Source organism: Echinicola shivajiensis (genome assembly GCF_018642165.1).
Lineage (GTDB): Bacteria > Bacteroidota > Bacteroidia > Cytophagales > Cyclobacteriaceae > Echinicola > Echinicola shivajiensis.
The window spans coordinates 1,007,221-1,031,839 of the sequence record NZ_JAHHZM010000001.1 but is presented as its reverse complement, the minus strand read 5'-3'; the positions used below and the strand labels follow the sequence as shown (position 1 = coordinate 1,031,839).

Sequence of the window (24,619 nt, the reverse complement as noted above, 5' to 3'; positions counted from 1 at the left end):
GCTGATTCTTTATTCAATTTTAATTTGATTAATTCCCTTACATTTATTTTTTAAAGGAATAATGGTTAAGTTAACTAAGATATATCCAAATTATATTTTTAGTTTTAAATTTTCTGTTATGGATTGCTTAACTCAAATTACTTCGTCCCCCCAGTTTCCAAGTAATAGAATTATCTATTTATTGATTTTGATTTTTCTCTTGGGAAGCTGTGGAGAATCTTCTGAGCCGGTAGAGGAAAATGCGGAGGCAGTAGAAGAAGTTCCGGAGGAGAAAGTGGATGAAACTAATCCAACTGTCCCTACCGGAGAAAAAGCTGTTGGCGGGGATGTGGATCTTGCTATTGACCCGGAAGTAGGAGGTCCTATCACAGAAAGTATTGAATTTCCTGAAATTCCCGCTCCGGTCATTGACGCAGAATGGGATACAGCTATAACAAGTCCTCATATGCCTTTGGAAGATTATAAGGCAGTGTTGGAGGTGGACAAAAGAATAAAACTGCATCAAAATGCTAGTTTGATAGTTTGGATTGGTGATGAAAGTACAGCATATGTTGCGGATGCAGAGGCTGTAGTAGATGCGGAAGTATTTCCTGCTAGGATAGGACAATATGCGAAAGTGAAGCCCATTGCACCGGATTTTGAGATAGTACCCAGCGAAACAGGTTGTATAAAGATTGATCCTAGTGGGTCTAAAGTGCAGTTTACATTGAAGGCGATTGAGGAAGGAACCTTTGAAGTAAGCGCAGAAATACAACTATTTGATAATCCAAACTGTGAAGGAACACCTGTTCCGAAAACCACTGAGCACCTTAGTGTAACTGTAGAAGTGGATAAGGATTATCGTTGGAAAAATAGGATTAATAAGTTGGGTGAGATCTTTTGGGATAAGTTCTTTTCGTTTTGGGGCGCTTTGGTGGCTTTGGTTTTGGGTTTTCTGATTTATATCATTCGAAAATTTCTAAAAAATAAAACAGGCTATGAAGAAGGGGAAGAGTAGTTGGAGATGGTATTGTTTAAATTGGCTAGCAAGTTTATTCATTAAATGGGGAGAAGGAGAAATGGCTGGTAGGATTTTTTTCTATGCATTCTAAATGGCCTTTTGTTTTATGTATGGTGGATATATCCTGTAATACTGCTATTCCTTTGAGTAGTTTGATAATGATTTTTTTGCTGTCAATATGGGGCTTAGGGAAAAGGCTACCAGTTGATTTTCTAAGATAGCCAAAGGAATGAGTTTAAGTTCGGAACTATAAATTTTATATGTCAATGATGGGGAAGGTTGCTTTTACCTTGAATACAAGCTATTTGAGATACTTTTTGTTTTTATTCGGATTCCTTGTCTTTAAGGTTGGTGAAGCCAGGCAAGTAAGTGTGGAGGAGCTAAACTGTGATTATTTGGTCAATCCTATAGGGCTGGATAATCCAACACCTAGTTTTTCTTGGATTTTGACTTCCAATGAGCGGGCAGTGTACCAGGAAAGCTATAGGGTAATTGTAGATGAGCAATTGCAAAATGTTAAGAGTAAGAGCGGGAAGGTTTGGGATTCTGGCCAAGTCCTATCTGAAAGAAGTGTGAATATTGATTATGGAGGTGGGGAATTTAATAGCAATGCCACTTATTATTGGCGTGTCGGGATAAGGACAAAGGAAGGTGAAGAATATTGGAGTGATCCTGCATCCTTTCATACAGCACTTTTACATAAGGAAGATTGGGTTGGAAAATGGATTAGTACCAGGGAGAAAATTGAAGATGCCAGTCCTGTTTTTCGAAAGCCTTTTAAACTTGATCAAAGGGTAAGGCGTGCCCATGTTTTTGTTACGGCATGCGGTTTTTATGAGCTTTATCTGAACGGGGAAAAAGTAGGAGATCATGTACTGGATCCTGCTGTTACTGATTATAGAAAAAGGATCCTTTATTCTACTTTCGATGTTGGTGGTGATTTGAAAAAAGGGGAGAATGTTTTGGGTGTGATGCTTGGGAATGGAGCATATAATATGCGGAAGACAGAAGGGCGATATAGCTGGGGAAGCGGTGGAGAGGCAATGGGAAATCCATCCTTTATCCTGCAGTTGCATTTGGAATATGTGGATGGTAGTCGGGAAGTGATCATTACGGATGAATCCTGGAAATATACCCAAGGGCCTATCACCTTTAATAATATTTATGGAGGTGAAGATTATGATGCCAATAAGGAGGTGGAAGGATGGTTCTCTTCAGGAATGAAAGAAAAAGGAAATTGGTTCAGCGCACAAGAGGCCTTAGTGCCCGGAGGGAAGTTAGTGTCCCAGACTTTGCCTGCTATCAAGGTCACCAAGACAATAAGTCCCATTAATTCAATACGTCCTGGGAAAGGAATTTATTTGTTTGATTTAGGTCAGAATATTGCAGGCTGGTGGCAGATTAAGGTAAAGGGTAAAGCGGGGCAATCCATTAGGGTGAGAGGTTCTGAAACCTTGAATGATGTACAATTTCCCAAGCCTTTAGAGAATGGTGATCGCTTAAGTGAAAAGTTTGATTATCATTCAAAAACTTGGACTGATTATACCTTGAAGGGTGGTGAAGAAGAGGTTTATGAGCCACATTTTTTCTATTCTGGTTTTAGATATATAGAGGTGGCCACTTCAGATGGTCTTGATCTAGAGGGATTAGAAGTGAAAGGGCGCGTAGTAAGGACTGCCTTGGAACGAAACAGTACTTTTAATTCTTCAAATGCACTTTTAAATCAGATTCATAAAGCCGGTATCTGGTCCCAAAAAGGGAATACTGTTGGTTATCCCACAGACTGTCCTCATCGGGAAAAAGGTGCTTATAATGGAGATGGACAAGTGATAGCAGAAACATCCATGCATGATTTTAATATGGCTCCATTTTATTATAAGTGGTTGGATGATATGAGGGATTCACAAGAAGAAAATGGAAGGATTCCCAATACTTCACCTACATTGATCGGAGGTATGGGAGGAGGAGTTGCCTGGGGAAGTGCCTATATCCTGATTCCTTATTGGATGAACCATTACTATGACGATATAAGGATATTGAAGGAGCACTATCCCAATATGAAGAAGTACCTGCAGTATTTGGTCAATCTGGCTAAAACTGATAAGGTGCCGGAAGAAGAATATATCATCAATGATTTCATGAGCTATTGGTATTCATTGGGAGAATGGTGTTCTCCAGGGATGAGTGATGGCCCAAACCACCCAGTGGTGAATACTTTTTATTTTTTCTATAATGCAAAACTGATGGCTGAAATTGCGGCTGTCCTAGGGGAGAGGGAAGATGCCAGATATTTCAGTTCATTAAGTGATACCATTAAAATGGAATTCAATAAGAAGTTTTTTAATCCTAATACCTTTCTATATGGTACAGATTCCACGTATCAGACTTATCAGTTATTAGCTTTGGCAGGAGATTTAGTACCAGAAAATATGGAGGAAAAAGTGCTAAAGACAGTAGTGGATGATGTTTTAGCACGTGAAAAACATTTGAATACTGGGATTATAGGAACCAAATATTTATGGCCTGTTTTGGAAAATGGCAATCAAACTGGTCTGGCTTATGAGGTGGCCACTCAGCGAACTTATCCAAGTTTCGGTTATTGGTTGGATAATAATTCCACTACTCTTTTGGAAAAATTCAATGGAGATAATTCACATAATCATCAAATGTTTGGTTCCGTAGTAGAGTATTTCTACAAATACTTGGCAGGGATCAGGTCACCCCTTGAGGAAGGAACTTCAAAAGGTTATAAGCAAATATATCTTGCCCCATCTGTTCCAAAGGGATTGAATTTTGTGAATGCATCTTTGGAAACAGTTTCTGGAAAGATAGTTTCTCATTGGGAAAAGACGACACGATCTTTTGCCTATATGGTTGAATTACCCGCCAATACACGTGGTAAAGTGGCTATTCCGGTTTTAGGGAACAAGATCTATAAGCTTAAAGAGGGGGATTCAGTAGTATGGGAAAACGGTAGATATAAAGCTGGTGTGGATGGAATTATAGCTGTAGAAAGAGAAGGGGATCGTCTTATGATTGATATACTTTCAGGTAAATATGATTTTGAGCTTGATTATTCTCAGGGTAATTGACCTTTTAAGAAGACGCTATTGTTCTTGATTCTACCTGATGATGGACAGGTTTACTATTCCTAGCAGAGGATGGCATAGTTTACAAGTCTTATTGCTCAATTTCTGGATTAGACAGGTATATTAAAAAGGGTGTTTGTCAGCTAAATGCTGACAAACACCCTTTTATGCAATGCATGATTGAAGCAGTAATTTAATTGTTACGGTCCCACCATACTTTTATGTTGATTTCATCTCCTCCCATTCGGGTTACAGCTTCTTGGTAATTTTGGAAATTACTATTGGCTTCGTCGATAGGATAATAAAACCTGGAAGGCATTTCTCCTTCATTTAGCATGGAAGCAGAAGTAGGGAGGTTGGGTAGCCCAGTCCTTCGCTGCTCAAACCAAGCCTGATAGTCTGTAAAGAATAAATCATAGTATTTTTGGAGTAAAATACGTTCCAAGCTACCATCATAGGCAGCATGAGGATTGTCGAAATATCCATCGGGTACTTCTTGGCTCCACATTTCAATGGCTGCCCTTACGCCTTTTTCATAATGTGATTGGGCATCATCTATATACCCTCTTTGGGCCATTTCGGCTTTTATAAATTCTACTTCCGCGTAACTCATTATAGGGATAATAAGTGGGGCTTCTGCCAAACTTCTTTTCACTCCTGAGGCGGTTGCGATACTGTCCGGTAAGGGGTTTTCTACAAAGTCTGTTGGTTGGCCGATATAGCCATAATCTTCACTTTCCAAGCCTCTGGCTGTACTGGCAAATACTCCTATTCGCGGATCTTCAAAATTTTTCAGATTATCAATAAAAAATTCCGTGTAATACCTAAATACCCCAAAGTCCTGTGGTCGGTCCCATGGAGAAAGTGTAGGGGCTATACCATCCAAATGCAGCACTGCCGCGTCATCGCCCGAATCGAATACAGGATAAGTTGCCGGGTTGTTGATCATTTCAGTGATTTTATCAAAAGCTCCCGTTTCAGGTCGGTTTGAAATCCTAAGTAACAACCTTAGGTGGAGTGAGTTGGTGAATTTTCTCCATTTCTGCACATTGTTTTGGTACAAAATATCACTCACATAAGGCATGCCTTGTTCAGCGTCGTAGATGCTGTTGGCATATTCCAAGTCTGCCAAAAGTTGTGTGTAAATATCTTCCTGAGGTGAGAATTCAGGATACCATACATCTTCCTCAGCTTGGAGGGCATTGGCCATTGGGATATCCCCAAAACAATCTGTCAATACAGAATATGCATAGGCTTTTAGGGTCAAGGCGATAGCTTCATAATTGGGAAGCGCATCCCTTACAGCTGCTTCTCGCATTTCCTCAATATTACTGAGATTGGTATAGTAATTATTCCATGTAGAAGCCCCGATGTTCTGGTCAAAATCGTAAAAGAAGGGAGAATTGTTGAAATCATCGGTTTGCAGGAACATTTGCATCAATGGGGCAGTATTACTGCGCATTTGCTTAGCATTTTGACTGGCCAAGCTATATAGCACGGGATTTAATGTACTTCCCGCCGTGATTTTACTTAAGTTGTTAGGATCTGTATTTGTCTCTTCAAAATCTTTTGAACATGAGCTTACCCAAATACAAAAGGAGGCTACAAATAAAGGATATATGTATTTTTTCATGACTGTAGTTTTATTAGCTGATTAAAATCCGATAACGACATTTACGCCATATTCATTAGGAACTGGCATTTGGCCGACTTCCACACCTGGGTGCATATTGGTGCCTCCTGCAAAACCGGCAACCTCAGGGTCATATATAGGGAAGTCCGAGATGACCGCTAAGTTTCTGCCATAGACGGAAAGTTTCATTTCATTAAGTGGTGTTTTTGAAAGGAATTTCTCAGAGAAATCATAAGAAAGGGTCACTTCCCTCAACTTTATAAATGATGCATCAAAGGAATTGGCTTCGGTATTGGCCAGTGGATACATTAGGTTATAGTAGTTGGCGATGGAGATGGCCTTGGTGTTAGGAGAGTAGGTGCCATCACCATTGTCCACTACGCCTTTGCCGACGAGTTCTCCTTCTTCCCTTCCCACTAGGGTATGTTTCAGCTTGCCTTGTTGTGTAAGTTTGTGGTGGGTGTGAGAGTAAATGGTTCCACCATATTTTGCATCTATAACCGCATTGATGCGGAAGTTTTTATATTGGAAGGAGTTGATGAAACCTGCGACCCACTTTGGTTGTGTATCTCCGATATAAATAATGTCATCTGTCATTTCTGGAGCGCCATTTTCATTGAAAATGATCTCGCCTTGAGGACTTCTTTTGTAACCTCTACCATAAAGTGCCGCTGGAGAGCCTCCCTCAACAGCGACAAGTCTAGCGCTGGAGGAACTTAGCATTTCGAATCTGCCACCCTCGGCATTTTCATGAAGGGACATTACCGTTCCTTTGTTTTTGGCCCAAGTTAGGGTGGTGTTCCATTTGAAGTTCTTGTTCTTTACAGGAGTGCCATTGAGCATGACCTCAATTCCTCGGTTACGTACTTCACCAGCATTGATAGTTACACTTCGGTAACCAGATGAATAAGGAAGTGGCGCATTGAATATTTGGTTTTTACTGTTGTTCTGGTAAATTGCCACATCTAGTTTTAGCCTGCTTTGGAACATCCTGAAGTCAATTCCCAATTCTTTACTTGTGGTAATTTCTGGTTTGAAATCCGTATTGTACAAAGAGGTCGGAGCTAAGGCTGAGCCAGGGAAATCAGAACGCCTGTAGTATTTATCTGTGCTATAGCGATTGCCATATTTTCCGGCACCACCTACTTGGGCTATAGAAGCTCTAAATTTAGCAAAAGTAATATTTCTTGGCATATCGAAGATTTCATTCAGGATGATGCCGGAACTTGCTGATGGGAAGAAATAAGATTGATTGTGTTTGGGTAAGATGCTGTTCCAGTCATTACGTCCCGTTAGGTCAAGGAATACTTTGTCCTGCCAGCCCAAGGTCACCATTCCGTATAAACTGTTTACTTTGTTGTAGCCATCAAACTTGCTTGTGAATAGTTGAGAGCCGTTTACCAGATTATATTCTCCGGGGATCTCAAGCCCTTCGGCCCAAGAATCTTGGCGGAGGTAGCGGTAATCCATTCTGTTGCCACCAAAATTGGCGGAAACTTCCCAATCGTTAAAAGTGTCGGTATAGCTTAGTAAAAAGTCCGTATTAACTTCTTGTTTAAATACATTCGTTTTGCGATAATAACCTCGTGCATATCGGTTGATATCATAAGGTCTTTCCTGGTCCATGTTTTTGTCATACATATTTAGGGCTCCGCGGAGCATTAGCTTGACCTTAGGATGGAGTTCGATATCCATTTTAAAATTCCCAGTGATGGCATATTGATCAAGGCTATTTTGGATCTCATATACCATGGCATAAGGGTTGTCTATATAGCTACTATAAGGCCTGATCATGTCCACTTGCTCCTGACCTTTTTTCCATATAGGCTCGTACCATGCGAGGTCCACATTGGGGTTTTGGAAAATCATAAAATAAGCAATGGAGTGGTTGTTATATCCTTGTCCAGGTAGGTTGTCGCTGGTACGGTTTCTGTAGTCCACTACAGAACTAAGCTTGATATGATCGGTTACTTGGTAGTTTCCATTGACGGAAAGTGATAGCTGTTCAAATCCAGTGTTTGGCATGATCCAATCATTTTTGGAATGGGTGATTGAACCTCGCATAGAACCTTTTTCATCGCCACCTTGGATGGAAATGTTGGTGGTCTGAGTCACGCCAGTTTTCCAAAAGTCCTTGCGGTTATTTTCGTACGGTCTCCATAATTGCCTTTCAGGCGACTGTCCTTCTACGGTAGGGTCATATTGGTAGTAATATTGTCCATCAAATCTAGGCCCAAAGGCGCTACTACTTCCTCCAGTGCTATTGCCATCTTCTGAGGCACCATAAGTATAATAAAGTCGGTCATTATAAGGTACAGGATTACCGTTTTCATCGGTTGCCGGTTTTAAGTATCCTCCTTTTCCGCTGCCTTGGCCATATTCATATTGCCAATCTGGCCATCTTTGGATATTGTCGAATTTGGTGTTGCTACTGACTGTGACGCCCAGTCCTTTCTGGCCTTTTCCAGATTTGGTGGTGATAATGACAGCGCCATTTGCAGCTTGATAGCCATAAAGTGCTGAAGCGGCAGGACCTTTTAGTACCGAGACACTTTCAATATCATCAGGGTTGAGATCAGAGATGGCATTACCATAATCTATAGGCGTATCATTGCTGGCACTTCCGCCCATATAGCCATTTGAGGGGCCTGAGCCTGGGTGTTCATTTTGGATAGGTACTCCGTCAATGACAATCAGGGCACCATTATTCCCCGGGTCCAGAGAGCTGTTACCTCTCAAGACAATCTGTTGAGAACCTACAGGGCCACCTAGCCCATTGATTTGTAGGCCAGGGACTTTGCCTCGTAAAGCTTCAGACCAGTTGTTGGGGCGGGCATCGGTAAGCTGCCTGGAGTCAATGGTTTGCTGGGCGTAACCAAGCTTCTTCTCTTCCCTCTCCATTCCTAAGGCAGTAACGACTACTTCATCCAGGGCATTGACGTTTTCTTCTAAGGTGATCGTTATATGGCCGGCTTGAAGCACAGGGACTTCTTTTGTTTTATATCCCAGGTATGAAACAATCAGTGTTATTGGGAAGGATTCAATTTCAAGTGCGAATTCTCCGTTGATACCACTGATGCCTCCTTTTGAGGTCCCTTTGATTAGTAAGGTGACACCTGGAAGGGCTTCCCCTTCATTATCGGTGACTTTTCCCGTTAGTGATTGTCGAGGAGATTGAGTAGGTAAAACAATAATTGTGTTATTGGTAGTTTTGAATGAAAAGCCCGTTTCATGACCGATTTGGTTGAGAATTTCCGGTAAAGGCTCATCATTAAATTGGAAGGAGAACAAGGTACCATCTTGACTTACCTTCTCGTCAAAAATAAAATAGAATGCTGTTTTGCGCTCGATTTCGGAAAGTACTTGGGTGATTTTTGCATCCTCCAAGGATAGAGATAAACGAACTTTCGAGTGTTTATTCCCCTCAGGAAGGGAATAGGCTTGTGCTGCCATGAATAACAGGCTGAGCAATAAAAGCCCTGATTGCCGAATCTGAGCAGTTAATGGTTGTAATGGTGTTTTCATTTTAATTGAAATTAAATTGGTTGTGTTTATGTTTGATATCCTTTTCTGATAGCATTGAGCAGAGTATTTCTATTTTTTCTTTATATAAATGGTGTTCTCATTTTGAAACTCATAAGAGAATTGCTTGAGCATGGCGATGCTTTTTAAAATATTATCTATTGTCTCATTCTTGAATTTTCCGCTGATTCGCTGCTCTTTTAGTGCCTTGGATTCAAATTTTATTTTGATTCCAAAACGGTTTTCCAGCATTTCAGCAGCCTCGCCAAGACTGGTGTTTTTGAGGACAATTAGCTTGGTCCAGGAAATAGGCTCTTGACTTCTAAAAGAAGAGATGGCTAATAGTTGGGTGGAGGAACTGGTAAGCTGTTGGTTTCTGCTTATTACTACAGCTTCTTCTGGATGTTTTAGAGGGCTTACTTGAACTTTTCCTGTGATTACACTGACAGTGGTGGCCTCGGGACTTTGGCAGTTTACATCAAAGGAGGTTCCCAGCACTTTTATATCCGCGTTTTCGGTGTGAACCAAAAAGGGGCTAGATATATCTCTTTTAATATCAAAGAAAGCCCTGCCTTCCAAGTTTACTTCTCTGGCATTTCTGAATGATCTGGGATAGGTAAGACGACTGTTTTCACTTAAGGTGACGGTGCTGCCATCATTAAGCAGAACTTCCATTTGCTCACCTATGGCGGTACTGACCGTTATATTTCTGTTTTCAGCAATATGTTTGATGGTAACAGCCATGACCATAATGAGTAAAAGAGCTGCCGCAACTTTAAAGATGGGCCAGATTGGTCTGTTATTGATTTGTTTTCTATCCGATAGTTTTGTTATGATAGCATCGAAGAGCTGATGCCCTTTTTCTTCGGATACTATGGATTCGATATCTTCCAGAGTGGCATGATATTGCATATTGTCGTAGAATTTTTCTACGAGCTTGACCTCGCTTGCTGTTGCTGTTCCTTGCCGGTGTTTTTCCACCAGCTTTAAGAATTCTTCTTTTATCAAAATGTGCTCTTTAAGGGATAGTGTGAAAAATAGGAGGCACACTTAGCGAAAAGAGTGAACTTAAAAGTTTCTTAATTATTGACTTGGTAAGGTGATGTTACAGTAATCTTAGGGTAATATAAAGTGTGAAAAGTATAGGAGGAACCGTTAAGTAACTAGTTTCACGAAGCTGGGAGCGGAGTTGTTTGAGTGCCATGCTAATATGGCCTTCTACTGTTCGTTTGGAGATGTTTAGTTCTTTAGCAATTTCGCTGTTAGATCTGTTTTTTAGGCGACTGAGTACAAAGACCTCCCGACATTTTCCAGAAAGCTTATTGATATGAGCAGTGAGGATTTCCTCCAACTCGTGGTACTCCATGTTCGTGTTTTCATGTTGAGGAATACTAAGTGATTTTAATTCTTCTTCGTGGGCAAAGTCGAACTTTAGCTTTTTGATATGTGCAGACAGTTTGTACTTGATAGCTTTAAAAAGGTAACTTTCTAAGTGGAGGATGGTTGTTTCTTTATTGTTTTTCCAGAGACTTATAAATATTTCCTGTACACAATCTTCACAGACTCCTTCGTCTCTATAAACGCTATAGGCATAGGCAAAAAGTCGCTTCCAGTATCGGTCAAAGATAAGCTGAAAAGCAGCATTGTCGTCTTGCCTTAGTCGTAACAAGAGCTGAGTATCAGGTATGTTATTGCTGGATTGGTTCATGGTTTAGCTTACAGCAGCAAAGTAAGGGATTGTTAAAAAATGATACCTATTTATGATTTTAAGTTTAGGTTATGGAAATATGAACCTATTTATATTGAATTGAAGGTTTTCTGTTTGGTTATGCTTTTTCGAAAAAAAAGTGTGATAAAAAATCTTGGTCAAAAGATAGAAAAGTCTTGTTTCAAAAAAATCCCCACCCTATATTTGTGCCCTCATTAAGGGGGATTAGCTCAGTTGGCTAGAGCGCTACACTGGCAGTGTAGAGGTCATCGGTTCGAATCCGATATTCTCCACCACTCGAAACCGTGATCAAACGATTACGGTTTTTTTGTTTTTAAGGGAGCATAGAGTGGGAGGACAGTAGCGATAGGAGCATACAATATTTCTTGGAAAATGCCTAAGGCTTAGTTAGTCATGATGTGCTGCTAATAAGGAAAACCATTTAACCCGGATTATGCATTAGCAATCGTAGTGAGGGCTGAAAATGCAAGAAAATCAGGCTGTTTGGAGACTGAGGCATAGCGCCTTTATGGTGAAGTCGAAGACAGCAGCAAAGCGACTGATTTTAAAGTGTTTTAAGTCCGTAATACTTGTGCGCAGCGGTGTAGATAAGCTAATGCGTATTTCGGGTTTAACACTATAATAATTCGCTAAATCTCCTTTGTGGCCATTACTGGAATATGTGTTTGAAGCCGCCCTCTAAGCCGCCCAAAATTTATATAGCTCACTTTTATGCCTGGCTCCAATTTTTAGTTTTAACGGCTGCCCTGTCCAGTAGCAATTCTGTGCTTAGTGCCTATTTCTGCTCACATCGTCCTTGGGTTGTCTTTGCCTTTGTTTTTATAAAAACCAAATAATCTTCGGACCACTCAGGGATCTCCTTCGGATCACCTTCGGATTACCCTCGGTTATACCCGAGTATAATCCGAAGATAATTTGGATATGAGCCCTGCTTGATCCAGAGAGATGTAAAAGAATACCTTACTTGTTCTAGGCTGATCCATAAGAGGAACATAAGGAGGTGTCAGGCGCTTAAAAGGTTCCTCGGCCTGTTATATGATGCTTGAAGAGGTGGAGAATTGCTTAATCCGCCGAATAGTTGACACGAGTGAGTATACTCCTTCCCAATGTAACCTCATCGGTATATTCCAATTCACCGCCGATAGGGATGCCTCTAGCAATGGTGCTTACTTTAAGGCCTTTTTCTTTCAGTTTTCTGGTGATATAAAATGCAGTGGTATCACCTTCCATGGTGGATGGAAGGGCCAAAATTACCTCAGTAATTGGTTCGCCACTATGGGGATGGTCTATACGATAAAGTAAAGATTCGATTTTGAGCTCTTCAGGACCGATACCTTGTATAGGGGAAAGTACCCCTCCCAAAACATGGTAAAGTCCATTATACTGTGAAGTGTTTTCAATAGCCAAGACATCGGGAATGTCCTCTACTACACAGATAAGCCCTTTATCTCTTCGGGCCCCTAAGCATATGCTACAGACCTCCTGATCCGAAATATTATGGCAAACCTTACAGTATCTGGTATTTTTTCGAAGTTTTGAAATGGCCTCTGTCAAGCTATCCGAAATTACTTCTGGCTGTTTTAGTAGGTGCAATGTTAGCCTGAGGGCAGTCTTTTTACCTATACCTGGAAGACGGCTGATTTCATTCACAGCATCTTCAATAAGTTTAGAAGGGAAGTTCACCGGCAAGAATGATTAGACGATGGCTGCCTGAATGCCCGCATCCAAAATGGATTGACACATAGGCTTCAATTGATTCCTGCTGCCTTTTTTAACAGCACATTTACCCTTGTAGTGGATGATCATCGTGCATTGTTCAGCCTGTTCCTGGCTATGTTTGCAGACTTTGATCAAAACCTTGGTAACATGTTCAAAGGTATTGATGTCATCATTGAAAACCACCAAGTCATGCTCTTCAGTGTCGACCAAATCTTCTAATAAGATTTCAATTTCTTCTTCTACAGTATGTTCTAATGGTTGCATGCTCATTTTGCAAAGTTAATAATAATAGACAAATTAGCAGCCTTTAATATTTAGTATAGAATGGATTCAAATGTAATACTCCTAGTCATAACATCCTATTTCCTATTGTTGTTCATCATTTCTTGGTTGACATCAAGAAAACTCTCAGAGGAAACATTTTTTACCGGCGATAGGCAATCTCCATGGTTTCTGGTGGCATTTGGTATGATAGGGGCCTCTCTTTCGGGGGTGACTTTTATATCTGTTCCCGGTGAGGTGGGAAGTAGCAATTTCTATTATTTTCAGGTGGTTTTGGGGTATACCTTAGGTTATTTTACGGTGGCCAAGGTGCTTTTACCACTATATTATCGTTTGAATCTGGTTTCTATTTACTCCTATTTGGAGGATAGATTTGGTTTTTGGTCCTACAAAACGGGAGCATTTTATTTTATACTTTCCAGAACACTGGGCTCTTCTATTAGGGTCTTTTTGGTGGCTGGGGTTTTACAGCTTATCCTTTTTGATGACTGGGGCATTCCCTTTTGGGGTTCCGTGCTGATTACTGTTTCTTTGATCTGGCTATATACCCATAGGGGAGGGATCAAGACTGTGGTTTGGACGGATACTTTGCAGACCTTATTTATGTTGTTGGCAGTAGGGACTAGTATTTATCTTATTTCACGAGATCTAGGAATATCAGGAGTGGGTGAATTGGTGGGGAGTGCCATGGAGGATTCTAAATCTAGGATCTTTGATTGGGATTGGAAATCCAGTACAAATTTCTTCAAGCAATTTGCTTCGGGAGCGTTTATTGTCATTGTAATGACAGGTCTCGATCAGGATATGATGCAAAAAAACCTTACCTGTAGGAATATTGGTGAAGCACAAAAGAATATGTTTTGGTTTACCATCATTCTGGTGGTAGTGAATTTTTTCTTTTTAGTTTTAGGGGTACTGCTGTATCAATATTGTGCAGTAAATGGCATTGGCTTACCAGAAAGGACAGATGACCTCTATCCCATGCTGGCCACGCAGCATTTTAGCGTGTTTGCAGGGACAGTGTTTGTGCTTGGGATAATTGCTGCAGCCTATTCGAGTGCTGATTCTACTTTGACGGCCTTGACCACTTCCTTTTGTTATGATTTCTTGGAGATCGAAAGGAGGTATCCTAAAAAGCAGCAAGTCACCATTAGGAAAAAAGTCCATCTTGCCTTTACCGCTTTGATGTTTTTGGTCATACTAGCTTTTAGATGGATCAATGATCAAAGTGTGATCAATGCCGTCTTTATCATTGCGGGTTATACCTATGGCCCACTTTTGGGGCTATACAGTTTTGGTTTGTTTACCAAAAGGGAAGTGAAGGACAAAGCAGTCCCGGTAATAGCCGTATTAGCACCACTGATAGCCTACATATTAAGTGCCAATTCCAAGGAATGGCTCTGGGGATACCAATTTGGTTTTGAAGTACTGATTCTCAATGGTGGTTTAATGTTCTTGGGATTGTTTCTGTGGAGCAAAAAAAAGAGGAGAAATGTTTAAATTTCTCCTCTTTCGATTAATGAATTCACTTTTTTCAATCTCTTTAGCTGGTCTTCCAAGGTCTCCAGACTGCCATCTAAGGTTACCATTAAAGACAAGCTGTTTTCTTGGTTGCCGTCTCCTTCTTTCTTCTGCTTGATACCAGGAGAGCCATTAATGAGATCTTGAACCTCTACCTCATAGAGTTCAGATAATTTTATGGCATCATCCATTTTTAGGTTGGAACGCCCCTGCTCGTATCTAGAGTAAGCTGTATAATCTTTTTTACCTAGATAGTCGGCAATGTATTCCTGTGTGAATCCTCTGAGTACCCTGTATTTCCTAAGGTTCTCAGCAATGTGTTGTTTTAGTCCTCGTTCCATACTTAATTAATCCGTTTCAATCTAAACTTGTACTACAAAAAGCGTACACAATTTTAATATTAAACGTTTTTAACCAAAAACTGGTTTGGAAAGCGGTAAAAAAGTTAAAAATGGTAATAATTACAGGCTTTTTTGTAATCTTAATAAGTAGAGGAATTACGCATTCTTTGTATTGAATGTAGAATTACTGGTAAATATTAATCATAATGCCAGTTCTTTATTAGGGTCCCAGAAAATGTTTTTGAAGTTTTTAATTTTATCATCCTCAATGATCAATCCTTCGGCTTCAAGTAGTTTTTGCATTTTCTCTGGTGGTGAAAAATGGTGTTTTCCAGTAAGTAATCCTAGTCGGTTGACTACACGATGTGCAGGAACGTCTTTAATACCGTGGCATGCATTCATGGCGTAGCCCACGGTTCTTGCGCTGCCTTTTGCTCCCAAGTAATTGGCGATGGCTCCATAAGAGGTAGCTCGTCCTTTAGGGATCAGTCTTACCACCTGGTAAACTAGGTCAAAAAAGTTTTCCTTATCAGTTTTCACAGGCTATTTCTATTATGGTTTGGTTCATCAATCGTCTTATTTCCTTTTCTTTGGTTTTGTCAGCCGTCGTCATCATCAATTGACACTTGAATTTAACTGCTTCTTTCAGGATTTCCATGGTCTTCAAAGTGAAACTGTCCATATTGATGACTTTGTTGTAAGCTGTAATGGTCGATTTAAGCCTCGATTCAATTTGGTTGACTTCCATGGATTGGTTGATTTTCATTTCAAATTCAAAGGTCAGCTTTTTATGATGCTGCTTGGAATAATTGACTACCTGTGAGGTCAAGATGGTACTGTTTGGGATCATGACTATATCCGCATCCTCATTGATGAGAACCATATTGAGCAAGGTGACATCTCTAATCCTTCCTTGTTGGTCCCCGATTTTGATCATGTCACCTAGAGACAGCTGGTCCGAAAACATGATGATCAGTCCATTGATCATATTGGTGATATAGTCCTTGGAGAGTAAGGCTATGGCTGCCGCCACAATAGTGATGCTGGTGAAGAATGCGATGGGGCTGATGCCGAATAAAAGCAGGATGGATATCAATGCTGCAGCAACATTAAGGATGCTGGAAATATGGTTAATTCCCAATACAAAATTGCTTCTAAATGGATCTTTTCCTTTTCTGCGCAGGTAAAATCGGACGGTAATGATCCTGCCCAAAGAAATCAGGATATTACTGCTTAGAAAAAATGTTATGGCCCTTAAAGGGGCATGATGGTTAGAGAAGAAAAGTTCTAGAAAAGAGGAAATGGGATCTTCAAAAATTTTGATCAGCATAAAGGCAACTAACTTAAAAAAGAACAACAGTCTTTTGCGCTTTTCTTTCTCTCTGATTTCTGTTTTTTCTGTTGACATGCCGTTTTCGGAAATAAAGTCTTAATTTTAAGTGAATACTTTTTGCATCAATAGTAGCAAAAAATAACAATTTAACCATAAACAAAATATGAATAGAAATATCATCGTAACTGGTGCTGAGGGAAATTTGGGAAAATCTGTTGTGGAAAAGTTTAAGCGTGAAGGGTTTAGGGTGATTGCCACCGTTCACCATGGAAAGCTTGAAGAAATGGAAGAAGCAGATGATGTTTATGAGTTGGATGTAACTGATGAGCAGGCGGTAGCCGAGTTTGCAAAGGAATATGCTATGCAGTATGGGGGAGAGCTAGATGCCATGGCGCTTTTGGTAGGAGGTTTTGCTATGGGGGATTTAGAAAATACTTCTAAGGAGGACATTGAGAAAATGTTCCAATTAAACTTCTTTAGCGCTTACAATATGTGCAAAGCCTTTTTGCCAGTATTTAAAAAGGCCGAAAAGGGCAGTATTCTGTTTGTTGGAGCAAGACCAGCGCTTCAGCTTAGAGATGGTAAATCACTTGTGGCATACACTTTGAGTAAAGGTTTGGTATTGGATTTGGCTGAGCTTGTTTCGGAGGAGGGCAAAGATGCAGGGGTTAAGGCTCATGTATTTGTACCAAGCATTATTGATACACCTCCTAATCGTGAAGCAATGCCAGACCAAGATTATTCTAAATGGGTTAGTCCAGCAGAAATTGCAGAAGCCATGCACTTTGCGGTCAGTAACCCATCATTAAAAAACACAACCTTTAAACTATACGGTGGAGTCTAAATTATCAACACAATGAAAAAACAAATTTCAACAATTTTCACGCTGGTATTTTTGATCAGCAGTTTTAACTTATTTGCCCAAACCAACGAAGAAACCAGAACTGTTTCCATTTTCAATGGAGTAGAAATAAGCAATTCCATAGAAGCGGATTTGGTGAAAGGGGATCGTTATGAAGTGCAGATTATGGCCTCAGGGACGGATGCATCCAATGTTGTGACCGAAGTGAAGGACAGACAGTTAAAAGTGAAGATGGGGAAAGGAAGTTTTGGGACAAATACCGTAAAAGTGGTGATTACGTATGCGGGTAAATTGGATAAGATTTCATCAAATAGTAGTGCAAAGGTGTTTGTTAAGGATCTTGTGAAAAGTAAGAACCTTACATTGGTGGCTGAAAACAGTAGTTATATTGAAGGAGAAGTGAATGTGAACAGCTTGAAGTTAGTAGGGATGACCAATGGGAAGATTTTCATTGAAGGAACTGCCAATGAATTGGATTTGGAGGCATTCACCAAGGCTACTATTTCTGGAGACAGTCTTGTTGTTAAAAATGCTGAGGTAAGGACCAATACAGCTGCTGTTTCTACGATTGTTGTGGAAAGCTCTATTAAAGGTACAGCAGGAACCGCCGGAAAGGTCTGGTATACTGGCGATCCGGGAATGGTAGATGTAAAAACAAATACTGGTGGCGATATAGCTAGAAAAAATAATTGATAGATATATGACGATTAAGAAATTGATGTTAACCCTGCTGTTATTGGCGGGGTTTTCTTTTGGACTTAGTGCTCAGGCAATATCAGATGATGAGCAAATCAAAGAGGCCATTGTCTCATTGTTTAAGGGGATGCAGGATAGGGATGTGGCCCTACTGGAAGGGGCTTTTGCAAAGGAAGGGTATTTACAGACGATTAAACAGGGGCTGGATAGTGTAAGGGTGGAAACTTCCAGTCCAAAGGAGTTTGTAAACGGGATAGCAGCAGTTCCTGCAGAGATGAACCTAGAGGAAAGAATATTGTCCATGGAAATCAAGCAAGACGGCCCTATGGCATCAGTTTGGGTTCCCTATGAGTTTTATGTCAATGGGGAGTTGAGTCATTGCGGTGTCAATTCCTTTCAAATGGTAAAGAAACCAGAAGGGTGGAGAGTGGTCTATATTATTGATACAAGAAGGAAAAAGGGCTGCTAAGATTTTTTCCATCTTTTGAGCACTACTGCTGAGATGATGATTACTTCCAATAAAATAAATGCAGATACAAAGATTATTTGTCCCTGATCGCCTTTGACAGCGCCTTTGAAAAGGATAAAGAGCAGGAATACTGCTATTGCCGAAACGAAGCCGTTTTTAATACTCATGCTCAAAGAAACAAAAAATGGGAGGATTTGAGAAGCGTTTTTTATGCTTACTTTTGTGAGAAAAAAAATGCAGGCTATGGTTAATGCTGCTGAAGAACCAAGGATGAAGTGAATATTAGTTGGACTTGAGTATCAAGAGAACATATAAAATTAGGATAAATGAATGAGTCTTCATTTTCAAAAGAGCAAGTACATGAGGTCTTGGTAGAGGCTATTGAGGATAAATTAAAGCTGATTGAAGATAGTATCGATCAGTTGAAGCTATCAGCAGCGGAGGATACCAAGAGCAGCGCAGGGGATAAATATGAGACAGGTAGGGAAATGGTTCGCCAAGAAATAGATAAGGCGGAGCAGATGAGATTGGAGTACAGGAAGCAACTTGATCAACTTGCCAATATTAAGCCTAAGGAGCTTTTGAGTAGGGTTCAGTCAGGCAGTTTGATCATTACTGACAAGGTGCCTCTTTATGTGTCGGTAAGTTTTGGAAAAGTCACAATAAACGAACAGGATATTTTCGTCATTTCTGCTCAAGCACCTCTTGCCCGAATCTTAATGGGGAAACAAGCTGGAGATCAGGTTCAATTCAATGGAGTCAAATACCTGATCTCAGCCGTCCAATAAGTTTTTGAAATTATTTTCTATTGGGGGATCAGGGTCATTAATTCTTGTGCCCCATCCAATAAAGTGAGTTTATCCTTGGCCACTTTAAAATTAGATACATTTTTTAGGGCTCCTAAAAACTGGTTTTCTCCATCTCCAGGACAGGCTTTTTTGGTCATTGCTCCCGGGTCAAGGTTGATTCCGGTGCCGCTGAGCTCGAAATTCCCATTGAAGTTGTTGCATCCTGTGAACCCAGTAAGTCCACCGTTATCGCTGAAATTAAGTGAAGGCAAGGCTCCGGCAAACTTATCCAAGCCGCCTCCCATTAAAGAGGAGAGTACCCAATTATTGCCAGTGAGCAAATCCATAGGGTTAAGACTGGATACAGAGCTGCATGAACTAAATCCTAAAAAGAGAACGATAAGGAATGTTGACAGTTTAAGATGTTTCATAATGTCTTTGTTTTAGCTAAATTATTTGTTCGAATAATTAAAAATAAAAATAATAGGGACAAATTCTTTCGGATTGATATTATAGTTTTTTAATTCTTGAAAGAATTTAATGGTTAAGGTAGGGGGGCTATGCAAAATGCCTTTGGGTAAAAACGAAGTATGCTCCTTTTTTGCGAATTATATTTTGTAAATGAATCTGATTTCTTTTGTAGATAAAGTGAAAAACAGGACTTTTTATTAGTGGTTTGCTAAAGAAAATTTGTGATATTGGAAATTTGTGATTAAGATTGTCCCATCAAAAAGAAATGATGTTTAGCACAGTCACAAAAAATACCAACTTCACCCTTACTGCTACTCAGCAGGAGATTGGCTGTGCAGCTTTTTCTACCATCATTACACGAACCTTTTTTACAAGCACCATTACGGGGTAATCCCGTGTCTATCTATTATATTGCCGCATAGAAACGGTCCTTTATGGGACGTTCAAATCCATTTACAAACAAGCCATTAAAAATCATTCATTTTTATGAAAATATTAAAATTTGGAGGCTCATCCATCGCTAATGTTGAGAATATCGAAAAGGTATTTTCAATAATCGAAAATAAATCAAAAACAGAAGACTTTGCTTTGGTGTTCTCAGCGTTTGGCGGGGTTACTGAACAGCTACTTCAATGTGCTTCAATAGCTCAGGACAGTGAGGAAAGCTACCATACCATTCTTCAGGACTTGGAGAAAAGACATTTGGACATAGTAAAGAGCTTGGTGCCTGTTCAGCAGCAATCCACTGCCTTGACCTTTGTGAAGGTGAGGTTCAATGAGCTGGGGGATTTGTTTCATGGGATCTATTTGATCAAAGAGTGTTCCGATAGAACCATGGATTATGTCTTGAGTTTTGGTGAAAGGCTTTCCAATTTTATTTTAACTGCAGGGTTACAAGCAAGGGGCAAAGAGGCCATTTATGTAGATGCCAGAGATCTTATTAAAACCAATGATCGTTTTGGCAACGCTAAAGTGGATTTTGAAACTACCAATGGTTTGATTGATGCTTACTTTAAAAAGCATGCAGGTATCAAAGTAATTACTGGATTTATAGGCTCTACCCTAAAAGGCGAAACCACTACTGTTGGTAGAAGTGGTTCGGATTATACTGCTGCCATTTTTGCTGCTGCTCTTAAGTCGGAACAGCTGGAGATTTGGACGGATGTATCGGGTGTAATGACTGCGGATCCAAGATTGGTATATACTGCCTTTACCATTCCTCAGTTGAGCTATAGTGAGGCTATGGAGCTTTCACATTTTGGGGCCAAGGTAGTATTTCCTGCGACCATGCAACCAGCCATGAAGGCAGATATTCCAATTTATATTAAAAACACTTTCAAGCCAGAAGAGGAAGGAACCAAGATCAGTCAGGAATCTGGAGAGGGTAAGATCATCAAGGGGATTTCTTCGATGGGCAATATTTCCATATTAAACCTTCAGGGAGCGGGCTTGGTAGAGGTAGTTGGTGTAAGTCAGCGCTTTTTCGGCACACTGGCCAATGCTGGTATCAATATCGTACTGATCAGCCAGGCCTCTTCTGAACACAGTATTTGTGTGGCTATAGCTTCTAAAGATGCTGTCAGGGCCAAAACATTGATAGAGGAGGAATTCAGATATGAAGTCCAAAGCGGGGAAATGGATCAGGTACAGATTGTGCCGAATATGGCCGTAATTGCTGTGGTTGGTGAAAAGATGCAGCACAATCCCGGTACCAGTGGAAGGATGTTCCAAGCTTTGGGTAGAAATAATGTAAACGTAGCAGCGATTGCTCAAGGAAGTTCGGAGCTAAACATTTCAGCAGTGATATCTCAGGCTGATCTGCAAAAAGCCTTGAATGCATTGCACGAAGCTTTCTTCCTTTCGGACTTTAAAGTACTGCACGTATTCTTGGTCGGGGTAGGTTTGATTGGTAAGGCCTTGATCAAAATGATCGACAACCAATTGAACAATCTTCGTGAGGAGAATATGTTGGATATTCAGATTCATGGAATGGCCAATTCCAGGTTTATGAAGTTCCACGAGGATGGATTTGACCTGAAAACAGTCGGTCCTCCTGACGATAAAGATATGCCAATGGATTTGGACAAGTTTATTGGTACTATGAGCGAGATGAACTTCTCAAACTCTGTGTTCGTGGATTGTACTGCCAGTCAGGACGTGGCAGATGTTTATGATAGCATCTTGGATGCAAAGGTGGGGATTGTTACTCCTAATAAGAAAGCCAACTCAGGTTCTTTGGAGAAATATAAGCAGCTTAAGAAACTTGCCGGGCAAAGAGGTGTAAGGTTCTTTTATGAAACCAATGTGGCTGCTGGATTGCCTGTGATCAATACTTTACAGGATTTGATGTTGAGTGGAGATCATGTCCATAGAATAGAGGCAGTACTTAGTGGTTCCATGAATTATATATTCAGTGAATTGGAAAGAGGTATTCCTTTCAGTGAAGTGGTTAGACAGGCCAAAGACAAGGGGTATACCGAGCCTGATCCAAGAGATGATCTAAGCGGAATGGATGTGGCCCGGAAAATATTGATCCTAGGTCGAGAGGCTGGACAGGAGTTGCATTTTGAAGATATTGAAGTGCAAAGCATGGTGCCTTCAGATTGTGTAGATGCTGCTTCTGTTGAGGAATTCTTTACCAAGTTGAAAGCTCATGATGCTCATTTCCAGAGTTTGTTGGATGAGGCTAAGGGCAAAGGAGAGAAATTAAGGTTTATGGCTACCCTTGAAAATGGCAAGGCCAAGGTAGGTCTGAACTCATTGAACAGCGAACATCCTTTTTATACATTGAAGGGTAGTGACAATATGATATTGTTTACCACTGAGCGTTATAATGATTTCCCTATGATTGTTAGGGGACCTGGCGCTGGAGCGGATGTTACTGCTGCGGGTGTTTTTGCAGATATTATCAGATTAGGTAATTATTCAAGATGAAAAAGGTAACAGCATTTGCACCAGCCACTGTAGCCAATGTTTCATGTGGCTTTGATATATTGGGATTTGCGGTGGAGGAGCTTGGCGACAAAGTTAGTGTATCACTTTCGGATCAGCCCGGAGTAAGGGTAGTGAGTATTGAAGGAGATGGAGGAAGATTGCCTTATGAGTCGGAAAAAAACACTTGTAGTGTGGCCATTCAGGCTTTGGTCGACCATGTGGACTTTAAAGGCGGAATAGAGATAAGTCTTTCCAAAGGTTTGCCTTTGGGGAGCGGTATGGGATCGAGTGCAGCTAGTTCTGTAGCGGCCTTGGTGGCAGCCAATAGTTTATTGGGCGAGCCTCTTGAGAGAAAAGATTTGTTGCCCTTTGCTATGAAGGCTGAAGGTGTTGCCTGTGGGGCAGAGCATGCAGATAATGTTGCTCCCTCACTTTTGGGAGGCTTTGTATTGATAAGGAGTTATAAGCCTTTGGATGTTACCCGGCTGCATGTTCCCGACGGTTTGTATTGTACCTTGGTACATCCCCATTTAGAGCTGAATACAGCCGATTCCAGAAGCGTTTTGCGCCAACAGGTTTCTCTAAAGGACGCTATTATTCAATCAGGCAATATTGCTGGATTGGTTGCAGGTTTGTTTCAAGAGGATATGGGGTTGATCAGCAGGTCTTTGCAGGATGTGATTGCTGAGCCTTCTAGGTCTGTGTTGATCCCGGGTTTTGATGAGATCAAGGAAGCCATCAAGGATGCAGGAGCCCTTGGTTCAGGGATTTCAGGGTCAGGACCAACTACATTTATTCTTTCCCCAACGAGGGAAATAGCCCAGAAGGCAAGTGAGATTTGCCGGGAAGTTTTTAATAAAATTGGATTAGAAGTGGACTTGTATGTCTCTGCAGTAAATGTTCGTGGAGCTTACCTTATCAATGAATTGAAAAATGAAGTTTTATAGTACCAATAATAAAGAACATTTGGTTTCCCTGAAAGAAGCCGTTATCAAAGGTTTGGCTCCTGATCAGGGTTTGTACATGCCGGAGAAAATTCCTCAGTTGTCAGCATCTTTTTTTGAAAGTATTCATAGCATGTCTTTTAGGGAGATTGGATATGAGGTGATTGGGAAGATTTTTGGTCAGGACCTCGATGATGCTCAGGTTAAAGAACTAGTGGATCACACCCTTTCTTTTGATGCTCCACTGGTAAAGGTGGAGGATAATGTTTATAGTTTGGAATTATTTCATGGACCAACATTGGCGTTCAAAGATTTTGGTGCACGTTTTTGCTCCAAGCTGATGAGTCTGTTGGTTGGAAAAGAAAAAGTAAGGGTATTGGTAGCGACCTCTGGAGATACAGGAAGTGCGGTAGCCAATGGTTTTTATAAAGTGCCTGGTGTGGAAGTGATTATTCTTTACCCTTCAGGTAAGGTAAGTGCATTGCAAGAGAAGCAGTTTACTACTTTGGGAGAAAATGTGATTGCCCTAGAGGTGGATGGTGTTTTTGATGATTGTCAGCGTATGGTAAAAGAGGCATTCTTGGATAAAGAACTTAATGAAAAGATGCTTTTGACCTCTGCCAATTCCATCAATATTGCCCGCTGGATCCCGCAGTGTTTGTATTATTTCTATGCCTATTCGCAGTTGCCAAAAGGATCGAGGAATATTACTTTTTCGGTGCCTAGTGGTAATTTTGGAAATATAGCTGCAGGGATGCTAGCAGAGCGTATGGGCTTGCCCATAGCTAAGTTTATAGCAGCCACAAATGTCAATAAGGTGGTCCCGGATTATTTAAAAGGAATACCTTTTAAACCACGTCCATCCTTGCAGACCATTAGTAATAGTATGGATGTAGGTAATCCTAGCAATTTTTATCGATTACTGGCGCTTTATGATAATGATGAGGACTTATTAAAGTCTAAGGTCAAAGGGTGTTTCTTTGATGATGAAACTACCAGAGAGGCAATGAAAGAAGTGAAAGAGAAGACAGGATACCTAATGGACCCACATGGGGCTGTAGCTTATTTGGGCTTAAAGGAATGGATGGAAGAAAATAAAGAAGTTGTTGGCATTTTCCTTGAAACTGCTCATCCGGGCAAGTTCAGGGATGTAGTGGAAGAAGTTCATCAGGAGAAGGTGGTTTTACCTGAGAGACTTTCAGCTTTCTTGGATGGAGTGAAGAAGGTTTCTCCTTTGGATAATAACTTTAATGTATTTAAAGCTTATTTATTAGCTAAGAAATAAA

The 24,619-nt window shown here is 40.6% G+C and carries 21 protein-coding genes and 1 tRNA gene; 11 read left to right on the top strand and 11 right to left on the bottom strand.

Annotated elements, in window-relative coordinates; all coding sequences use genetic code 11:
• The first annotated feature begins 118 nt into the window (after positions 1-118).
• Both KMW37_RS03990 and KMW37_RS03985 read left to right on the top strand, forming a co-directional pair.
• Positions 119-997, top strand: coding sequence for a hypothetical protein (locus KMW37_RS03990; RefSeq protein ID WP_215223280.1), 879 nt, complete (start codon positions 119-121; stop codon positions 995-997).
• 269 nt (positions 998-1,266) lie between these two features.
• Positions 1,267-4,092 carry a family 78 glycoside hydrolase catalytic domain gene (locus KMW37_RS03985; RefSeq protein WP_215223279.1) on the top strand — a complete coding sequence of 942 codons (2,826 nt, stop codon included), beginning with the start codon at positions 1,267-1,269 and terminating at the stop codon, positions 4,090-4,092.
• A gap of 190 nt (positions 4,093-4,282) precedes the next feature.
• Here KMW37_RS03985 and KMW37_RS03980 read toward each other — a convergent pair whose 3' ends face one another.
• From KMW37_RS03980 to KMW37_RS03965, 4 genes are all read right to left on the bottom strand, one after another.
• Positions 4,283-5,722, bottom strand: coding sequence for a SusD/RagB family nutrient-binding outer membrane lipoprotein (locus tag KMW37_RS03980; RefSeq protein WP_215223278.1), 1,440 nt, complete (start codon positions 5,720-5,722; stop codon positions 4,283-4,285).
• A gap of 21 nt (positions 5,723-5,743) precedes the next feature.
• A complete protein-coding gene (locus KMW37_RS03975) occupies positions 5,744-9,247 on the bottom strand; it encodes a SusC/RagA family TonB-linked outer membrane protein (RefSeq protein ID WP_215223277.1) in 3,504 nt (1,167 codons plus the stop codon).
• A gap of 69 nt (positions 9,248-9,316) precedes the next feature.
• Positions 9,317-10,252 (bottom strand): FecR family protein, encoded by a 936-nt coding sequence (locus tag KMW37_RS03970; protein ID WP_215223276.1) that lies wholly within the window; start codon positions 10,250-10,252, stop codon positions 9,317-9,319.
• 97 nt (positions 10,253-10,349) lie between these two features.
• Complete coding sequence (locus KMW37_RS03965; protein ID WP_215223275.1) at positions 10,350-10,952, bottom strand: RNA polymerase sigma factor; 603 nt, start codon at positions 10,950-10,952, stop codon at positions 10,350-10,352.
• A 219-nt stretch (positions 10,953-11,171) separates the two neighbouring features.
• Here KMW37_RS03965 and KMW37_RS03960 point away from each other — a divergent pair.
• Positions 11,172-11,248 (top strand) — tRNA-Ala (locus tag KMW37_RS03960).
• 787 nt (positions 11,249-12,035) lie between these two features.
• Here KMW37_RS03960 and recR read toward each other — a convergent pair.
• Together recR and KMW37_RS03950 are read right to left on the bottom strand one after the other, a co-directional pair.
• Positions 12,036-12,656 carry a recombination mediator RecR gene (recR, locus tag KMW37_RS03955; protein ID WP_215223274.1) on the bottom strand — a complete coding sequence of 207 codons (621 nt, stop codon included), beginning with the start codon at positions 12,654-12,656 and terminating at the stop codon, positions 12,036-12,038.
• A gap of 12 nt (positions 12,657-12,668) precedes the next feature.
• Complete coding sequence (locus KMW37_RS03950; RefSeq protein ID WP_215223273.1) at positions 12,669-12,962, bottom strand: ATP-dependent Clp protease adaptor ClpS; 294 nt, start codon at positions 12,960-12,962, stop codon at positions 12,669-12,671.
• 54 nt (positions 12,963-13,016) lie between these two features.
• Here KMW37_RS03950 and KMW37_RS03945 point away from each other — a divergent pair, with 54 nt between their 5' ends.
• Positions 13,017-14,474: a sodium:solute symporter gene (locus tag KMW37_RS03945; RefSeq protein WP_215223272.1), complete on the top strand. Its 1,458-nt coding sequence runs from the start codon at positions 13,017-13,019 to the stop codon at positions 14,472-14,474.
• Here KMW37_RS03945 and KMW37_RS03940 read toward each other — a convergent pair.
• The 3 genes from KMW37_RS03940 to KMW37_RS03930 all read right to left on the bottom strand — a co-directional run bounded on the left by KMW37_RS03940 (position 14,471) and on the right by KMW37_RS03930 (position 16,244).
• Positions 14,471-14,836, bottom strand: a complete 366-nt coding sequence (locus tag KMW37_RS03940) for a helix-turn-helix domain-containing protein (protein WP_215223271.1) — start codon at positions 14,834-14,836, stop codon at positions 14,471-14,473. The two genes, KMW37_RS03945 and KMW37_RS03940, sit on opposite strands and share 4 nt — an antisense overlap.
• A 201-nt stretch (positions 14,837-15,037) precedes the next feature.
• Positions 15,038-15,376, bottom strand: a complete 339-nt coding sequence (locus tag KMW37_RS03935) for an MGMT family protein (protein WP_215223270.1) — start codon at positions 15,374-15,376, stop codon at positions 15,038-15,040.
• Complete coding sequence (locus KMW37_RS03930) at positions 15,366-16,244, bottom strand: mechanosensitive ion channel family protein (RefSeq protein ID WP_215223269.1); 879 nt, start codon at positions 16,242-16,244, stop codon at positions 15,366-15,368. Before KMW37_RS03930 ends, KMW37_RS03935 begins: the two co-directional genes overlap by 11 nt.
• A gap of 88 nt (positions 16,245-16,332) precedes the next feature.
• Between KMW37_RS03930 and KMW37_RS03925 the strand changes: the two genes are divergently transcribed.
• Genes KMW37_RS03925 through KMW37_RS03915 form a run of 3 tightly spaced genes read left to right on the top strand, consistent with a single transcriptional unit; the run spans position 16,333 to position 18,196 of the window.
• A complete protein-coding gene (locus KMW37_RS03925; RefSeq protein WP_215223268.1) occupies positions 16,333-17,013 on the top strand; it encodes an SDR family NAD(P)-dependent oxidoreductase in 681 nt (226 codons plus the stop codon).
• Between the two features lie 12 nt (positions 17,014-17,025).
• Positions 17,026-17,724, top strand: coding sequence for a GIN domain-containing protein (locus tag KMW37_RS03920; protein ID WP_215223267.1), 699 nt, complete (start codon positions 17,026-17,028; stop codon positions 17,722-17,724).
• A gap of 7 nt (positions 17,725-17,731) precedes the next feature.
• A complete protein-coding gene (locus tag KMW37_RS03915; RefSeq protein ID WP_215223266.1) occupies positions 17,732-18,196 on the top strand; it encodes a nuclear transport factor 2 family protein in 465 nt (154 codons plus the stop codon).
• On the opposite strand, the gene KMW37_RS03910 is transcribed toward KMW37_RS03915, so the two are convergent.
• Positions 18,193-18,363, bottom strand: a complete 171-nt coding sequence (locus KMW37_RS03910) for a hypothetical protein (RefSeq protein ID WP_215223265.1) — start codon at positions 18,361-18,363, stop codon at positions 18,193-18,195. The genes KMW37_RS03915 and KMW37_RS03910 overlap by 4 nt on opposite strands.
• A gap of 159 nt (positions 18,364-18,522) precedes the next feature.
• Between KMW37_RS03910 and KMW37_RS03905 the strand changes: the two genes are divergently transcribed.
• The gene (locus KMW37_RS03905; protein ID WP_215223264.1) at positions 18,523-18,984 is read left to right on the top strand and encodes a hypothetical protein; all 462 of its coding nucleotides are present in this window, start codon (positions 18,523-18,525) and stop codon (positions 18,982-18,984) included.
• A gap of 17 nt (positions 18,985-19,001) precedes the next feature.
• On the opposite strand, the gene KMW37_RS03900 is transcribed toward KMW37_RS03905, so the two are convergent.
• Positions 19,002-19,415 (bottom strand): META domain-containing protein, encoded by a 414-nt coding sequence (locus tag KMW37_RS03900; protein ID WP_215223263.1) that lies wholly within the window; start codon positions 19,413-19,415, stop codon positions 19,002-19,004.
• A 526-nt stretch (positions 19,416-19,941) separates the two neighbouring features.
• Here KMW37_RS03900 and thrA point away from each other — a divergent pair.
• The 3 genes from thrA to thrC are packed head-to-tail and all read left to right on the top strand — an operon-like array spanning position 19,942 to position 24,618.
• Positions 19,942-22,389: a bifunctional aspartate kinase/homoserine dehydrogenase I gene (thrA, locus tag KMW37_RS03895; RefSeq protein ID WP_215223262.1), complete on the top strand. Its 2,448-nt coding sequence runs from the start codon at positions 19,942-19,944 to the stop codon at positions 22,387-22,389.
• Positions 22,386-23,336 (top strand): homoserine kinase, encoded by a 951-nt coding sequence (locus KMW37_RS03890; protein ID WP_215223261.1) that lies wholly within the window; start codon positions 22,386-22,388, stop codon positions 23,334-23,336. Before thrA ends, KMW37_RS03890 begins: the two co-directional genes overlap by 4 nt.
• Complete coding sequence (gene thrC / locus KMW37_RS03885; RefSeq protein WP_215223260.1) at positions 23,323-24,618, top strand: threonine synthase; 1,296 nt, start codon at positions 23,323-23,325, stop codon at positions 24,616-24,618. Before KMW37_RS03890 ends, thrC begins: the two co-directional genes overlap by 14 nt.
• Position 24,619 lies beyond the last annotated feature (1 nt).

Excerpts from the sequence above, each read along its gene's own strand:
- KMW37_RS03980 (WP_215223278.1), bottom strand. The coding sequence starts at position 5,722 with ATGAAAAAATACATATATCCTTTATTTGTAGCCTCCTTTTGTATTTGG.
- KMW37_RS03925 (WP_215223268.1), top strand. The coding sequence starts at position 16,333 with ATGAATAGAAATATCATCGTAACTGGTGCTGAGGGAAATTTGGGAAAA.
- KMW37_RS03930 (WP_215223269.1), bottom strand. The coding sequence starts at position 16,244 with ATGTCAACAGAAAAAACAGAAATCAGAGAGAAAGAAAAGCGCAAAAGA.
- KMW37_RS03950 (WP_215223273.1), bottom strand. The coding sequence starts at position 12,962 with ATGAGCATGCAACCATTAGAACATACTGTAGAAGAAGAAATTGAAATC.
- KMW37_RS03945 (WP_215223272.1), top strand. The coding sequence starts at position 13,017 with ATGGATTCAAATGTAATACTCCTAGTCATAACATCCTATTTCCTATTG.
- KMW37_RS03940 (WP_215223271.1), bottom strand. The coding sequence starts at position 14,836 with ATGGAACGAGGACTAAAACAACACATTGCTGAGAACCTTAGGAAATAC.
- KMW37_RS03975 (WP_215223277.1), bottom strand. The coding sequence starts at position 9,247 with ATGAAAACACCATTACAACCATTAACTGCTCAGATTCGGCAATCAGGG.
- KMW37_RS03965 (WP_215223275.1), bottom strand. The coding sequence starts at position 10,952 with ATGAACCAATCCAGCAATAACATACCTGATACTCAGCTCTTGTTACGA.
- KMW37_RS03910 (WP_215223265.1), bottom strand. The coding sequence starts at position 18,363 with ATGAGTATTAAAAACGGCTTCGTTTCGGCAATAGCAGTATTCCTGCTC.
- KMW37_RS03990 (WP_215223280.1), top strand. The coding sequence starts at position 119 with ATGGATTGCTTAACTCAAATTACTTCGTCCCCCCAGTTTCCAAGTAAT.
- KMW37_RS03905 (WP_215223264.1), top strand. The coding sequence starts at position 18,523 with ATGAATGAGTCTTCATTTTCAAAAGAGCAAGTACATGAGGTCTTGGTA.
- thrA (WP_215223262.1), top strand. The coding sequence starts at position 19,942 with ATGAAAATATTAAAATTTGGAGGCTCATCCATCGCTAATGTTGAGAAT.
- KMW37_RS03900 (WP_215223263.1), bottom strand. The coding sequence starts at position 19,415 with ATGAAACATCTTAAACTGTCAACATTCCTTATCGTTCTCTTTTTAGGA.
- KMW37_RS03890 (WP_215223261.1), top strand. The coding sequence starts at position 22,386 with ATGAAAAAGGTAACAGCATTTGCACCAGCCACTGTAGCCAATGTTTCA.
- KMW37_RS03915 (WP_215223266.1), top strand. The coding sequence starts at position 17,732 with ATGACGATTAAGAAATTGATGTTAACCCTGCTGTTATTGGCGGGGTTT.
- KMW37_RS03920 (WP_215223267.1), top strand. The coding sequence starts at position 17,026 with ATGAAAAAACAAATTTCAACAATTTTCACGCTGGTATTTTTGATCAGC.
- KMW37_RS03985 (WP_215223279.1), top strand. The coding sequence starts at position 1,267 with ATGATGGGGAAGGTTGCTTTTACCTTGAATACAAGCTATTTGAGATAC.
- thrC (WP_215223260.1), top strand. The coding sequence starts at position 23,323 with ATGAAGTTTTATAGTACCAATAATAAAGAACATTTGGTTTCCCTGAAA.